We start from the raw sequence: 12,511 nt of genomic DNA on the forward strand, positions 1-12,511 counted from the left end.
CGCGCTACTCGGCCGGCTGGTCCTTCGCCGACGGCTCGTCGAGCTCGCCGAGCGGACCTCCGCCGAAGTCGGCGGCTCCCGCGGCGTCCGCCGTCTGCTTGAGGAGTTCGTCCGCCGAGGCCTGAGCGGCCGCCGCTTCCGCTGCGTCCCCGGCCGCCGCACCGCCTTGGTTCGCAAACTGGTCGAATGTTGCCATCGCTTGCTCCCTGTTCGAGTACTGCTTCGAGAGAGCCTAGCCAGCCGCGGGCCGGTAGGTAAAGAGGCGGGCTGCATCCCACCGCCCGGGTCAGCGGCTCTCGAGCACCGCCATCGCCGCGTTGTGGCCCCCGATACCACTCACGCCGCCGCCGCGCCTTGCGCCGGCCCCGCAGAGCAGGATGCGCTCGTGAGTCGTCGCGACGCCCCAGCGCTCGGCCGGAGTCGCCGGCGCATCCGAATCGTCGGCGAACGGCCAGGACAGGGGGCCGTGGAAGATGTTGCCGCCCGGCAGGTGCAGGGCATCGTCGAGGTCGAGGGTGGTCTTCGTCTCGAGGCAGGGCCGGCCGGCCGCATCGGTCATCAGCAGGGGCTCCACCGGTTCGGCGAGCACCGAGTCCAGCGAGTCGAGCACCGCGCGGGTGAGAGAGGCACGCATCGCATCGTTGTTCTCCGGAGTAATCAGCCGATCGGGCGTGTGTAGACCGAAAACCGTGAGCGTATGGGCGCCGGATGCCGAAAGCTCCGGAGAAAGGATGCTGGGGTCGGTGAGGGAGTGGCAGTAGATCTCGGCGGGCAGCGGGCTCGGCAGTTCGCCGGCGGTCGCCGATCGGTATGCCCCCTCCAGCTGCGAGTAGCCCTCGTTGATGTGGAAGGTGCCCCCGAACGCGGCGGCCGGATCCACGCCGGAGTCACGCAGGCGGGGAAGCCGTTCGAGCAAGAGGTTGACCTTCACTTGCGCGCCCTCCGGGCGCTCGGTCGGTCGGTCGCCGAGCAGCCGCGCGAGCACGTGGGGCGCGACGTTCGCGAGGATCGTGGTTGCCGCGATCGTCCGCTCGGCACCGAGATGACGGTAGCTCACCTCGCCGTCGGGGGTGAGGGCGGTGACCTCCGCGCCGGAGACGAGCGTGGCGCCGGCGTCGCGGGCGGCGTTCTCGAGGGCGCCGGTGACGGCGCCCATGCCGCCGGCCGGCACGTCCCAGTCTCCGGTTTCGCCGCCGATCACGTGGTAGAGGAAGCAGCGGTTGGCCGCGAGGGTCGCGTCGTGGGCCGGCGCGAAGGTGCCGATGAGCGCGTCCGTGAGCACGACCCCGCGCACGAGGTCGTTCGCGAAGGTGCGTTCGATCACCTCGCCGATGGGTCGCTCGATGAAGTCGTGCCACGCGCGGTCGTCGTCGACCGCCCTTCGTGCTTCTGCCCGGGTCATCAGCGGCTCGCACACGCTCGGGAAGAGCCTGCGTGCGAGATGCGCCGTCCGCCCGTAGAACTCGTGCCAGGCGGTCGCGTCAGCCGCGGCGCCGACCGCCGCGAAGGACAGCGCCGTGGCCTCGGCGTCGCCGTTGTCGACGAGCAGGCCGCGGCTCGTGCCCGGCTCGGGCGTGTAGGAGGAGTAACGCCGGCGGAGCAGACGGATGTCGAGGCCGAGTTCCCGGATGATCCGAGCCGGCAGCAGGCTCACCAGGTAGGAGTACCGGGAGAGCCGGGCGTCGACATCCTCGAACGTCTGGGTGGAGACCGCGGCGCCGCCGAAGTCGTCGAGCCGCTCGAGCACGGTCACGGACTTGCCCGCCTGCGCGAGGTAGGTCGCGGCGACGAGGCCATTATGCCCGCCGCCGACGATCACGACGTCCCGGCCGCTCACGCGGCGTCGCCGTGCAGTGCGGTGTCGCCCGCGGGCGCGTCCTCGTCGGCGGCGCAACCGATGGCGTCGACCACCCGGCCGGAGAGTCTGAGCAGCCGCTCGGCATCCTCCGGTTCGAGCGCGTCGAAGAAATACCGCCGCACCGCGGCGAGGTGGCCGCCAATCGCCCGCAGCACCGCGCGCCGCCCGTCGGGGGTGAGGCCGATCCAGGATCCGCGAGCGTCGGTCTCGCATTCGGCCCTCGCCACCAGCCCGCGTCTCTCCATGCGGGAGACGAGGTGCGACACGCGGCTCTTCTCCCAGCCGATGCCGGCGGCGATGTCCCGGCTTCTCAATTGGCGGTTCGGCGCGTCGTTGAGGGCGAAGAGCACCTCGTACTCGGAGGCCGAGAGGCCGGAGTCCCTCTGGAACTGCAGGTCGAGGGCACGGTCGAGCCGCCGGCGCATCACGTAGAAGGCGCGCCAGACCTCCAGTTCGCTGTCGCTCAGGGCGTCGGACTCGCTCATTGCACCATTCTACTCAGTAGTTGATACATCAACCAATGGGGGATGACGTCGACGCATCACCACCCTGTCGAGAGAGGCTCTTCGTGTCGGGGAAGATCGGCAGCATCATCGGATCGGGGAACCTCCACAACACCCACGTCGCGGGGAACGCCGTGTTCGACCAGACGGTGGCCCGGGCGGGCGCGCTCAAGCCCCTCCGGGGGACCGCGAGCGAGCTCGCCGCGGGCCTGATCCAGACGCCGGATTGCGCCGAGGCGGCCGGAATCGGCTCAACTGCACCGCCGCGGGTGCTCGGAATGGCGAACTTTTGCTTGCGGGGCCGCTGCACGCACGTGCCGTGCGCCCCGCGGCGGAACGCGCCGGTCGTCCCGCAAGTAGTCTCGTACCATGTCGACGTACGCGCCCGATTCGCCTCTGAGCCTCGACCCGTTGGCGGTGGAGGCCATCGCCACCGTCCGCCGCTGGCTCGCCGAGAGCACGGATGTCGCCCCCGACAAGTCCGCGGAACGCCTCGCCGGCGTGCTCAAGGACCCCCGGGGACTTGACTTCACGATCGGTTTCGTCGACCGGGTGGTGCGCCCGGAGGACCTGCGGGTCGCCGGCCGCAACCTCGAGCGGCTCTCCCGAGCGGTGCCGGCCTTCCTGCCCTGGTACATGCGATTCGTGATCCAGCTCGGCGGCGGCTTCGCCCCGCTCATCCCGTGGCCGATCGTGCCGATGGCCCGCGCCGTGCTGCGCCGGATGGTGGGCCACCTCATCGTGGACGCGACGCCCAAGCGCCTCGACAAGAGCATGTCCGCGCTGCGCGGATCCGGCATCCGGCTCAATCTCAATCTGCTCGGCGAGGCGGTGCTCGGCGACGAGGAGTCCGACCGCCGCCTGCAGGGCACGCGCGAGCTGCTCGAGCGCGACGACGTCGACTATGTCTCGATCAAGGTGTCTTCGGTCTCCGCCCAGCTCTCGATGTGGTCGTTCGACGAGACCGTCGAGCGAGTCGTGGACCGGCTCACCCCGCTCTACGAACTCGCCGCGGTGTCCGCCACGCGCAAGTTCATCAACCTCGACATGGAGGAATTCCGCGACCTCGACCTCACGATCGCGGTGTTCAAGCGCATCCTGGAGCAGGGGCGACTGAAGAACCTCGAGGCGGGAATCGTGCTGCAGGCCTACCTGCCGGACGCCCTCGCGGCGATGCAGGACCTCACCGCGTGGGCGACCGCCCGGCGCTCCGCCGGGGGTGCCGGCATCAAGGTGCGCCTGGTCAAGGGTGCGAACCTCGCCATGGAGCACGTCGACTCCGTGATCCACGGCTGGCCGCTCGCCACCTACTCGACCAAGCAGGACACCGACACGAACTACAAGCGAGTGCTCGACTGGTCGCTGACCCCGGAGCGCACGGACGCGGTTCGACTCGGCATCGCCGGTCACAACCTCTTCGATGTGGCGCACGCGTGGCTTCTCGCCAAGGAGCGCCAGGTGGAGTCCCGGGTCGAGTTCGAGATGCTGCTCGGCATGGCCACCGGCCAGGCGGATGCGGTGAAGCGCGACGTGGGTGGCCTTCTGCTCTACACGCCGGTCGTGCACCCGGGCGAGTTCGACTCGGCGATCTCGTACCTCATCCGCCGCCTGGAAGAGAACGCGTCGAGCGAGAACTTCATGTCCGGGGTGTTCGAGCTCGCCCAGAACGAGACGGTGTTCGCCAGGGAGGCCGAGCGGTTCCTCGCGTCGGTGCGCGCCCTGGATCGTGCCGTCCCCCGCTCCAACCGGCGACAGGATCGCACCCTGCCGGTGCCGGCCAGGCCCATCGACGGCGCGCCGCGCGAGTTCTCGAACGAACCGGACACCGATCCCGCGGTCGCCGCGAATCGCGCGTGGGGGCGCGGCATCCTCGCCCGGGTCGCCGATTCCCGCCTCGGCATCGACGGGATCGCCGCGGCCAGGATCACGGACCCCGCCGCGCTCGAGCGCCTGATCGCCGAGGCCGTGGCAGCCGGCACCGAGTGGGGCCAGCGCCGGGCGGACACCCGGGCCACCGTGCTGCACAGCGCGGGGGAGGCGCTCGCCGCGGCGCGGGCCGACCTCATCGAGGTCATGGCGACCGAGACGGGCAAGACCATCGCCGAGGGCGATGTCGAGGTGAGCGAGGCGGTGGACTTCGCGCACTTCTACGCCGAGCGGGCCCGAGAGCTCGAGCGGGTGGAGCACGCGCAGTTCGTTCCGTCGAGACTCATCGTGGTGACGCCGCCGTGGAACTTCCCCGTGGCGATACCGGCCGGCTCCGTGCTCTCGGCCCTCGCCTCCGGAGCGGCGGTCGTCATCAAGCCCGCCCCGCAGGCGCGGCGCAGCGCTGCCGTTCTCGTGGAGGCACTCTGGGCGGGAGGCGTGCCGCGCGACGTGCTCCGGCTCGTGGACATCGAGGAGGGCGAGCTCGGCAGGCAGCTCGTGTCGGATCCCGCCGTCGACCGGGTGATCCTCACCGGGGCGTGGGAGACCGCACAGCTGTTCCGCTCCTGGCGCCCCGACCTGCCCCTCCTCGCCGAGACGAGCGGCAAGAACGCCATCATCGTGACGCCGAGCGCCGACCTCGACCTCGCGGTGGCGGACATCGTGAAGAGCGCCTTCGGCCACGCCGGCCAGAAGTGCTCGGCGGCGAGCCTTGTGATCCTCGTCGGGTCGGTGGCCAGGTCCGAGCGCTTCCGGCGCCAGCTCGTCGACTCGGTGACGACCCTCCGGGTGGGCTACCCGCAGGATCCGACCACGATCATGGGCCCCATCATCGAGCCGGCTCACGGCAAGCTCGACAAGGCACTCACGACCCTCGAGGAGGGCGAATCCTGGCTCGTGAAGCCGCGCTCGCTCGACGAGTCGAACCGGCTCTGGTCCCCGGGCGTGCGCGACGGCGTCGCCGCCGGCAGCGAGTTCCACCTCACCGAGTACTTCGGACCGGTGCTCGGGATCATGCACGCCGATTCGCTCGCCGAGGCGATCGAGCTGCAGAACGCGCCGGCCTACGGACTCACCGCGGGCATCCACTCGCTCGACGCCGACGAGATCGCGACCTGGCTCGACTCGGTCGAGGCGGGCAACCTCTACGTGAACCGCGGCATCACCGGGGCGATCGTGCGCCGACAGCCGTTCGGCGGCTGGAAGAGGTCGACGGTCGGCGCGAGCGCGAAGGCGGGCGGCCCCAACTACCTGCTCACCCTCGGCGACTGGCAGCCGGTCTTCCCCGAGCCGGGCACGAGCGTCGTGCTCGAGGGCCTGAGCGACCGCGTGGCGGCCGTGATCGCGGCCGCCCAGCCGGGCATGGAGTTTCTCGAATTCGACCTCGTGCGGTCCGGCGCGGTCAGCGACCAGCAGGCCTGGGCTGCCGAGTACGGCGGCGCGCGAGACGTCTCGGGGCTCGTCGTCGAGCGGAACGTCTTCCGCTACCGACCGGTGCCGGTCACCGTTCGCCTGGCGGAGGGCGCCTCTCCGGCGCAGCTCGTGCGCGTGATCGCGGCGGCCAGCCTCGCCGGCTCCCCGCTGACGATCAGCTCGTCGGTGCCGCTTGCGGCCGGGCTCGTGCGTCTCTTCGGCGGTCCGGCCTCGCCGGTCGATGTCGGCGAGGTCGTCGTGGAGTCGGACACGCGCTGGCACGCGCGACTGCAGTCCGGCGAGGCGGCCGTCGGCAACGGCACCCCCGGCCGCATCCGGCTCATCGGCGGGGACAGGCTCGCCCTCGCTCTCGCGCTCGGCGGGGATCCGGATGTGGCGATCTTCGCCGGACCGGTCACCGTCTCCGGCCGGCTCGAGCTGCTCCCGTTCCTGCACGAGCAGGCGGTGAGCATCACCGCGCACCGCTTCGGCAACCCGGACCCGTCGACCGTCGTCGTGATCTGAACGGGGCGGGCACCCGCGGCCCTAGCGACCGACCAGGTCGGGATGGTGGATCGCCGCGACATCAGGATGGGCTCGGAGCCTGCTCTTGAGTCCGTTCTCTCCGTAGGTGGCGAAGATCGGGTTTGTCGGGTCGACGCTGATGCCCGCCGCCTCCGCCCGGAGTTCGGCGGGCAGATCGAGCACCGGGATCGACGCGTCGAGGGCCGGGTTGAAGAAGAACGGGATCGATAGGCGATCCGAGCCGATCAACGGCGAGATCACGCGGTGCACCGTCGCCTTGAGGTAGCCGTTGGTCGCCACCTCCAGCAGTTCGCCGATGTTGACGACGAACGCCCCCGGCATGGGTGGGGCGTCGATCCACTCGCCATCCTTTTCCACCTGCAGGCCGGCCTTGCCCGGTTCGACGAAGAGGAGCGTGAGCACGCCGGAGTCCTTGTGGGCACCCACTCCCTGGCGCGGGGTGGGGTCCGACTTGCCCGGATATCGCACGATCTTGATGAGCGTGGCCGGGTCGGCCGCGAATCCCGCGTCGAACACGTGCTCGTCGGCCCCGAGGGCGACGGCCCAGGCCCGCAGAAGTCGAAGGCCGATCGCGGACAGCTCGTCGTCCCATAGCGTGATCACGGATTCGAGCTCGGGCAGGGCTGCCGGCCATTGGTTGGGACCCTGCAGCCGCCAGTAGTCGGCGATCCCGTCTCCGGTCGCCACCGCCGGCCGTTCCGGTCCGATGTCGACCTGCTCGCGCCAATCGACGGTGCCCCGGGTGAGTTCGCCGCCGACTCGGGTGTAGCCGCGGAAGTGCGGGCTCTTCAGGTTCTCGATAGCGAGCTTGTCGGCGTCCGGCAGGTCGAAGAATGCGCGGGCGGTGCGGATGACCGACTCCTGCAGCTCGACCGGAACGCCGTGCCCCACGAGGTAGAAGAAGCCGAAGTCGTGGGTGGCCTGCCGGAGCTCGGCCCGGAAGGCCTCCGCCTCCGGCCCGCCGGCATCCAGTCTCGAGAGGTCCAGAATCGGCAGGGTCGGCGCGGCGCTCATCGCCCCATTCTCGCCGCTGCGCTCGCGGCGGAGGTGAGTGTTACGCCCGGTTCCGGCCGGGCGGTGTCGGCGCTAGCCGCGAAGGGCGGCCGCGACGATCGCCAGCGCCTCCGCCTCGTCGACGCCGAGCTTGTGGACGCGGGAGGCGTAGTCGCGCGCGGCGACCTGCGCCTCCCGGTGCGCCGCATCCCCGTGCGCGCTCACGAACGTGCCGTTGCGGCCACGGGTCTCGATGATCTGGTCCCGCTCGAGCTCGCGGTAGCAGCGCGCGACCGTGTTCGGGGCGAGCCCCAGGTCGTCGGCCAGCCGCCGCACGGTCGGCAGTTTGGCGCCGGGCGCGAACTCGCCGGTGCCCACCTTCTCGAGCAGCTGCACGCGCAACTGCTCGAACGGGGGAACGCTCGACTTCGGGTTGATGACGAGGGTCATGAGGCCGCCACCGGCGCGTGCGTCTCGAGAAATTGGAACACCTCCGTGCTGTCCACGCCGGGGAACGTGCCGGAGGGCATCGCGGCGAGCAGGCTCGAGTTCAGCCGCGCGCTCGGCCAGGAGAACTGCTCCCACTTGGCCGAGAGGTCGGCGGGGGCGCGGCGGCAGCAGGCCTCGTCGGGGCAGGTCGAGACGCGCCGGTTGACGGTGTCCCTGCCTCGGAACCACTTCGCGGTGGCGAACGGAGTGCCAACGCTCAGCGAGAAGTCGCCCTGGGGGGTCGACTGGATCGCCGAGGTGCACCAGTAGGTGCCGGCCGGCTTGTCGGTGTACTGGTGGTACGGGCTGAACCGGTCCTCCACGTCGAACACCTGCCGGGCGCTCCACTGGCGGCAGACCAACTGGCCCTCCACCGCGCCGAGCGCGTCGGTGGGGAAGGCGGCGCTGTCGTTCTCGTAGGCCTTGAGAATCGTGCCGCTCTCGTGCACCTTGAGGAAGTGCACCGGGATGCCCAGGTGCTCGGTGGCGAGGTTGGTGAACCGGTGTGCCGCGGTCTCGTAGCTCACCGCGAAGGCGTCGCGCAGATCCTCCACCGAGAGCTGTTTGAGCTCCTTCGCCTCGCGCAGGAAGGTCACGGCGCCCGCCTCGGGGATCAGCAGCGCGGCGGCGAGGTAGTTGGTCTCCACGCGTTGGGCGAGAAACTCGCCGTAGTCCTTCGGCTCCGGGTTGCCGAGCACGAAGCTCGCGAGGGCCTGGAGCAGCGCGGACCGGGGGTCGCGCGACACCGAGGCGCCGAGCGGGAGGTAGATGCGGCCGTTCTTGAGGTCGGTGACGGATCGGGTGGTCTGCGGAAGGTCCTTCACGTAGTGCAGGGAGAAGCCGAGGTGCGCGGCGAGGTCGGAGGCCACTCGCTGGGAGAGCGGGCCGCCCGCGTGCCCGACCGCGGCGAGCAGCGTCTTCGCGTGCACCTCGAGCTCCGGGAAGTAATTGTTCTTCGCCCGCATCACCGTGCGCAGTCGGGTGTTCGCCCGCCGGGCCTCCTCGGGCGTCGCCGCCCGCTCACGGTGGAGGCGCTCGAGTTCACGCTGCAGGCCGAGGATGGTCTCGAGGGCCTCGTCACTGATCGACTTGCCCACCCGAAACGAGGGAAGGCCGAGCGAACGGAACAGCGGACCGCGCTGCGCCCGCTCGAGGGCGATCTCCTGCGCGGCGCGTCCGGTGGGCGCCTCGGTGGAAAGCAACTCATCCAGGGGCACCTCGAGCGCCCGCGCCACCGACTGCAGCACGCCGAGCTTCGCCTCGCGCTTGCCGTTCTCGAGCATCGACACCTGCGACGGGGCACGGCCGACCGCCGAGGCGAGGTCGTCGAGGGTCATGCCCCGCTCGGTGCGGAGGTGGCGGATGCGGCGGCCGAGGGTGAGGGTGTCGAGCATCTCTTCATCGTCCGCTCCGCGGAGCTCGGTCGTCGTCATCCCTCCATGGTGGCATGCGAGCTTCTTCCGCGAAACAGAAGAATTGAGAATCTTCTGCAAGTTTTCTCGGTGAAGACCCCTCCCGCAGGCCCAATAGTCGAAGAGAAGCAATCATTTCCACGACCGGGAGCACGCAATGACCTACTCAGCCCGTCGCCCAGGCGACCAGATCCAGACCGCGGCCGAACTCGAGACCGAGTGGCAGCTCGACCCTCGCTGGGACGGCGTCCGCCGCGACTACACCGCCCAGGACGTGATCGACCTGCGCGGTCCGGTGCGCGAGGAGCAGACCATCGCCCGACGCGGGGCGGAGAAGCTGTGGGAGCTCATCCGGTCGAACGGCTCGGAAGACAGCCCCGAGTGGGTCGCGGCGCTCGGCGCGCTCACCGGCAATCAGGCCGTGCAGCAGGTGCGGGCCGGCCTCAAGGCCATCTACCTCTCCGGCTGGCAGGTGGCGGCCGACGCCAACCTCTCCGGCCAGACCTACCCCGACCAGAGCCTCTACCCGGCCAACTCGGTTCCGGCCGTGGTGCGGCGCATCAACAATGCGCTGCTGCGGGCCGGCCAGATCGAGTTCAGCGAGCGCGGCGAGGCCGCGGACTGGATGGCTCCCATCGTCGCGGATGCCGAGGCCGGCTTCGGCGGTCCCCTCAACGCCTACGAGCTCATGCATTCGATGATCGAGGCCGGGGCCGCCGGCGTGCACTGGGAGGACCAGCTGGCGTCGGAGAAGAAGTGCGGGCACATGGGAGGCAAGGTTCTCGTGCCGACCAGCCAGCACATCCGCACCCTCAGTGCCGCCCGACTCGCGGCCGACGTCGCCGGGGTCCCGACGATCATCATCGGCCGCACCGACTCTCTCGCCGCGAACCTCATCACGAGCGACGTCGACGAGCGCGACCAGCCGTTCCTCGACGGCACGCGCACGCCGGAGGGGTTCTACGGAACGAAGCCGGGAATCGAGACGGTTCTCGCCCGCGGCATGGCCTACGCGCCCTACGCCGACCTGCTCTGGGTGGAGAGCTCGGAGCCCGACCTCGAGCTCGCCAGGACCTTCGCGGAGCACATCCACTCCGTGTACCCGGACAAGAAGCTGGCCTACAACTGCTCACCGTCGTTCAACTGGAAGTCGCACCTCGACGACGAGACGATCGAGCGGTTCCAGCGGGAGCTCGCCTCGATGGGGTACACGTTCCAGTTCATCACCCTCGCGGGCTTCCACGCCCTCAACCACTCCATGTTCACGCTCGCGAAGGACTACGCCGAGCGGCACATGAGCGCCTACGTCGAACTGCAGGAGGCCGAATTCGCCTCGGAGGCAGACGGCTACACGGCAACGCGCCACCAGCGCGAGGTCGGCACCGGGTATTTCGACCGCGTGGCCACCGCCCTCAACCCCACGAGCGCCACACTCGCGCTCGCCGGCTCCACCGAGACGGCCCAGTTCCACTGATCCCGCTCGCCTCCACCCCTCCCTTCCCCTTCCGAAATCCATGCGTTCTTCGCCGACCACCGCGTGTCGTGGTACGACACGCCGGGTGGCATCCAAAAAAGCATGGATTTCGGAAGGCGGGACGACCGCATCCTCACGAAAGAGAGAACGACAATGACTTCACGAATCGAGATCGCCGGCCCGCTGCGCGATCGTTACGACGAGATCCTCACGCCGGGGGCGCTGCGCTTTCTGGCCGACCTGCACGACCACTTCGCCGGCCGCCGGCACGACCGGCTCGCCGCCCGCATGCAGGTGCGCTACGACCTGGGCAACGGCCGCAACCTGCGGTTCCTGCCCGAGACGGCCGCCATCCGGGCGGATGACTCGTGGCGCGTCGCCGGCGCCGGCCCCGGCCTCGAAGACCGCCGGGTGGAGATCACGGGCCCGACGGACCGCAAGATGGCCATCAACGCCCTCAACTCCGGAGCGAACGTCTGGCTCGCCGATCAGGAGGATGCCACGAGCCCCACCTGGGGCAACGTGATCGAGGGCCAACTCTCGCTCTTCGATGCCTTCCGCGGGCGGCTCGAGTACACGAGCGACGACGGCAAGCAGTACCGGGTAACCGGCACGCAGCCGACCGTGGTCATGCGTCCGCGCGGCTGGCACCTCGTGGAGAAGCACCTCACCTACGTGGACCGCACCGGGCGCCGCACCGCGGCATCCGGATCGCTCGTCGACTTCGGCCTCTACTTCTTCCACAACGCGAAGCGACTGATCGAGCTCGGCCGCGGCCCGTACTTCTACCTGGCCAAGCTCGAGTCGCACCTCGAGGCACGGCTCTGGGACGACGTGTTCAGCTTCTCGGAAACGGCGCTCGGCATCGACCATGGCACCATTCGCGCCACCGTGCTGATCGAGACGATCCCCGCCGCGTTCGAGATGGACGAGATCCTCTGGGAGCTGCGCGACCACTGCGCCGGTCTCAACGCCGGCCGCTGGGACTACATCTTCAGCATCATCAAGAACTACCGCGGCCGCGGCCAGTGGTTCGTGCTGCCGGATCGCACGCAGATCACCATGACGGTGCCGTTCATGCGGGCCTACACCGAGCTTCTCGTGCAGACCGCCCACAAGCGCGGGGCCCACGCTATCGGCGGCATGTCGGCGTTCATCCCCAACCGGCGCGACCCGCAGGTCACGGAGCAGGCGCTCGAGAAGGTGGCAGCAGACAAGAAGCGTGAGGCCGGCGACGGGTTCGACGGCACCTGGGTCGCGCATCCTGACCTCATCCCCACCGCACGGGCCGAGTTCGACGCCGTGCTCGGCTCCCGGCCGAACCAGCTCGACCGGCAGCGCCCGGAGGTGTCGGTGACCGCCGAGCAGCTGCTCGACATCCGCTCGGCCGGGGGAACCGTGACGGATGCCGGGGTGCGCGGCAACGTGTCCATCGCCATCCGTTACATCGAGTCCTGGCTGCGCGGCGTGGGCGCGGCGGCGATCGACAACCTCATGGAGGATGCCGCCACGGCGGAGATCAGCCGTTCGCAGATCTGGCAGTGGATCCACCAGGACACCGTCACCGAGGAGGGAACGGTCATCACCCGGCCGCTCATCGAGGGCTACATCGCGGAGTTGGGGTTCACCGGCGGACGTTTCGCCGACGCCATCGAGGTGTTCCGCGAGGTGGCGCTGAAGGAGGAGTTCCCGACCTTCCTCACCGTGGCCGCCTATCCGCGGTACCTGGTGGAAGAGGCGGAGGGAGCCCCGCGCGAGAGGGTGGGAGTCGCGGCCTGAGCCCGCCGCGCCGCCTCCGCCGCGCGGCCCCGGCCGACGGCATCCGCAACTGTGCCCGTGTGACGTGACTGTGCCTGCTCGACCCGGCACGGATGTGTCACGCGGGCACAGTCACGCG

Annotated in this window: 9 protein-coding genes; 3 read left to right on the forward strand and 6 right to left on the reverse strand. The window is 70.0% G+C overall.

The window, feature by feature from the left end:
* Positions 1–4: 4 nt before the first annotated feature.
* From FVP33_RS14640 to FVP33_RS20015, 3 genes are all read right to left on the reverse strand, one after another.
* On the reverse strand, positions 5–196 hold the full coding sequence (locus tag FVP33_RS14640; RefSeq protein WP_147784421.1) for a hypothetical protein: 192 nt from the start codon (positions 194–196) through the stop codon (positions 5–7).
* A 90-nt stretch (positions 197–286) separates the two neighbouring features.
* Positions 287–1,837, reverse strand: a complete 1,551-nt coding sequence (locus FVP33_RS14645) for a phytoene desaturase family protein (RefSeq protein WP_246142352.1) — start codon at positions 1,835–1,837, stop codon at positions 287–289.
* Positions 1,834–2,343, reverse strand: a complete 510-nt coding sequence (locus tag FVP33_RS20015) for a MarR family winged helix-turn-helix transcriptional regulator (protein ID WP_147784423.1) — start codon at positions 2,341–2,343, stop codon at positions 1,834–1,836. Before FVP33_RS20015 ends, FVP33_RS14645 begins: the two co-directional genes overlap by 4 nt.
* A gap of 387 nt (positions 2,344–2,730) precedes the next feature.
* Here FVP33_RS20015 and FVP33_RS14655 point away from each other — a divergent pair, with 387 nt between their 5' ends.
* A complete protein-coding gene (locus tag FVP33_RS14655; protein ID WP_147784424.1) occupies positions 2,731–6,225 on the forward strand; it encodes a proline dehydrogenase family protein in 3,495 nt (1,164 codons plus the stop codon).
* Between the two features lie 21 nt (positions 6,226–6,246).
* Here the strand turns inward: FVP33_RS14655 and FVP33_RS14660 are convergent, their stop codons facing one another.
* From FVP33_RS14660 to FVP33_RS14670, 3 genes are all read right to left on the reverse strand, one after another.
* Positions 6,247–7,260, reverse strand: coding sequence for an isopenicillin N synthase family dioxygenase (locus tag FVP33_RS14660; RefSeq protein WP_147784425.1), 1,014 nt, complete (start codon positions 7,258–7,260; stop codon positions 6,247–6,249).
* Between the two features lie 72 nt (positions 7,261–7,332).
* Positions 7,333–7,689: a GntR family transcriptional regulator gene (locus FVP33_RS14665; protein WP_147784426.1), complete on the reverse strand. Its 357-nt coding sequence runs from the start codon at positions 7,687–7,689 to the stop codon at positions 7,333–7,335.
* Positions 7,686–9,161, reverse strand: coding sequence for a helix-turn-helix transcriptional regulator (locus FVP33_RS14670; RefSeq protein ID WP_147784427.1), 1,476 nt, complete (start codon positions 9,159–9,161; stop codon positions 7,686–7,688). The genes FVP33_RS14665 and FVP33_RS14670 overlap by 4 nt, the downstream gene beginning before the upstream one ends.
* A 136-nt stretch (positions 9,162–9,297) precedes the next feature.
* On the opposite strand from FVP33_RS14670, the gene aceA reads away from it, so the two are divergent.
* Both aceA and aceB read left to right on the forward strand, forming a co-directional pair.
* A complete protein-coding gene (aceA, locus tag FVP33_RS14675; RefSeq protein ID WP_147784428.1) occupies positions 9,298–10,614 on the forward strand; it encodes an isocitrate lyase in 1,317 nt (438 codons plus the stop codon).
* 153 nt (positions 10,615–10,767) lie between these two features.
* Positions 10,768–12,393 carry a malate synthase A gene (aceB, locus tag FVP33_RS14680; RefSeq protein WP_147784429.1) on the forward strand — a complete coding sequence of 542 codons (1,626 nt, stop codon included), beginning with the start codon at positions 10,768–10,770 and terminating at the stop codon, positions 12,391–12,393.
* Positions 12,394–12,511 lie beyond the last annotated feature (118 nt).

The sequence above is a fragment of the Lacisediminihabitans profunda genome, assembly GCF_008040105.1.
Classification (GTDB): Bacteria; Actinomycetota; Actinomycetes; order Actinomycetales; family Microbacteriaceae; genus Lacisediminihabitans; species Lacisediminihabitans profunda.

What these genes read in the sequence shown, in the direction of transcription:
- FVP33_RS14670 (WP_147784427.1), bottom strand. Translation starts at nt 9,161, where the DNA reads ATGACGACGACCGAGCTCCGCGGAGCGGACGATGAAGAGATGCTCGAC.
- FVP33_RS14655 (WP_147784424.1), top strand. Translation starts at nt 2,731, where the DNA reads ATGTCGACGTACGCGCCCGATTCGCCTCTGAGCCTCGACCCGTTGGCG.
- FVP33_RS20015 (WP_147784423.1), bottom strand. Translation starts at nt 2,343, where the DNA reads ATGAGCGAGTCCGACGCCCTGAGCGACAGCGAACTGGAGGTCTGGCGC.
- FVP33_RS14665 (WP_147784426.1), bottom strand. Translation starts at nt 7,689, where the DNA reads ATGACCCTCGTCATCAACCCGAAGTCGAGCGTTCCCCCGTTCGAGCAG.
- aceA (WP_147784428.1), top strand. Translation starts at nt 9,298, where the DNA reads ATGACCTACTCAGCCCGTCGCCCAGGCGACCAGATCCAGACCGCGGCC.
- aceB (WP_147784429.1), top strand. Translation starts at nt 10,768, where the DNA reads ATGACTTCACGAATCGAGATCGCCGGCCCGCTGCGCGATCGTTACGAC.
- FVP33_RS14660 (WP_147784425.1), bottom strand. Translation starts at nt 7,260, where the DNA reads ATGAGCGCCGCGCCGACCCTGCCGATTCTGGACCTCTCGAGACTGGAT.
- FVP33_RS14640 (WP_147784421.1), bottom strand. Translation starts at nt 196, where the DNA reads ATGGCAACATTCGACCAGTTTGCGAACCAAGGCGGTGCGGCGGCCGGG.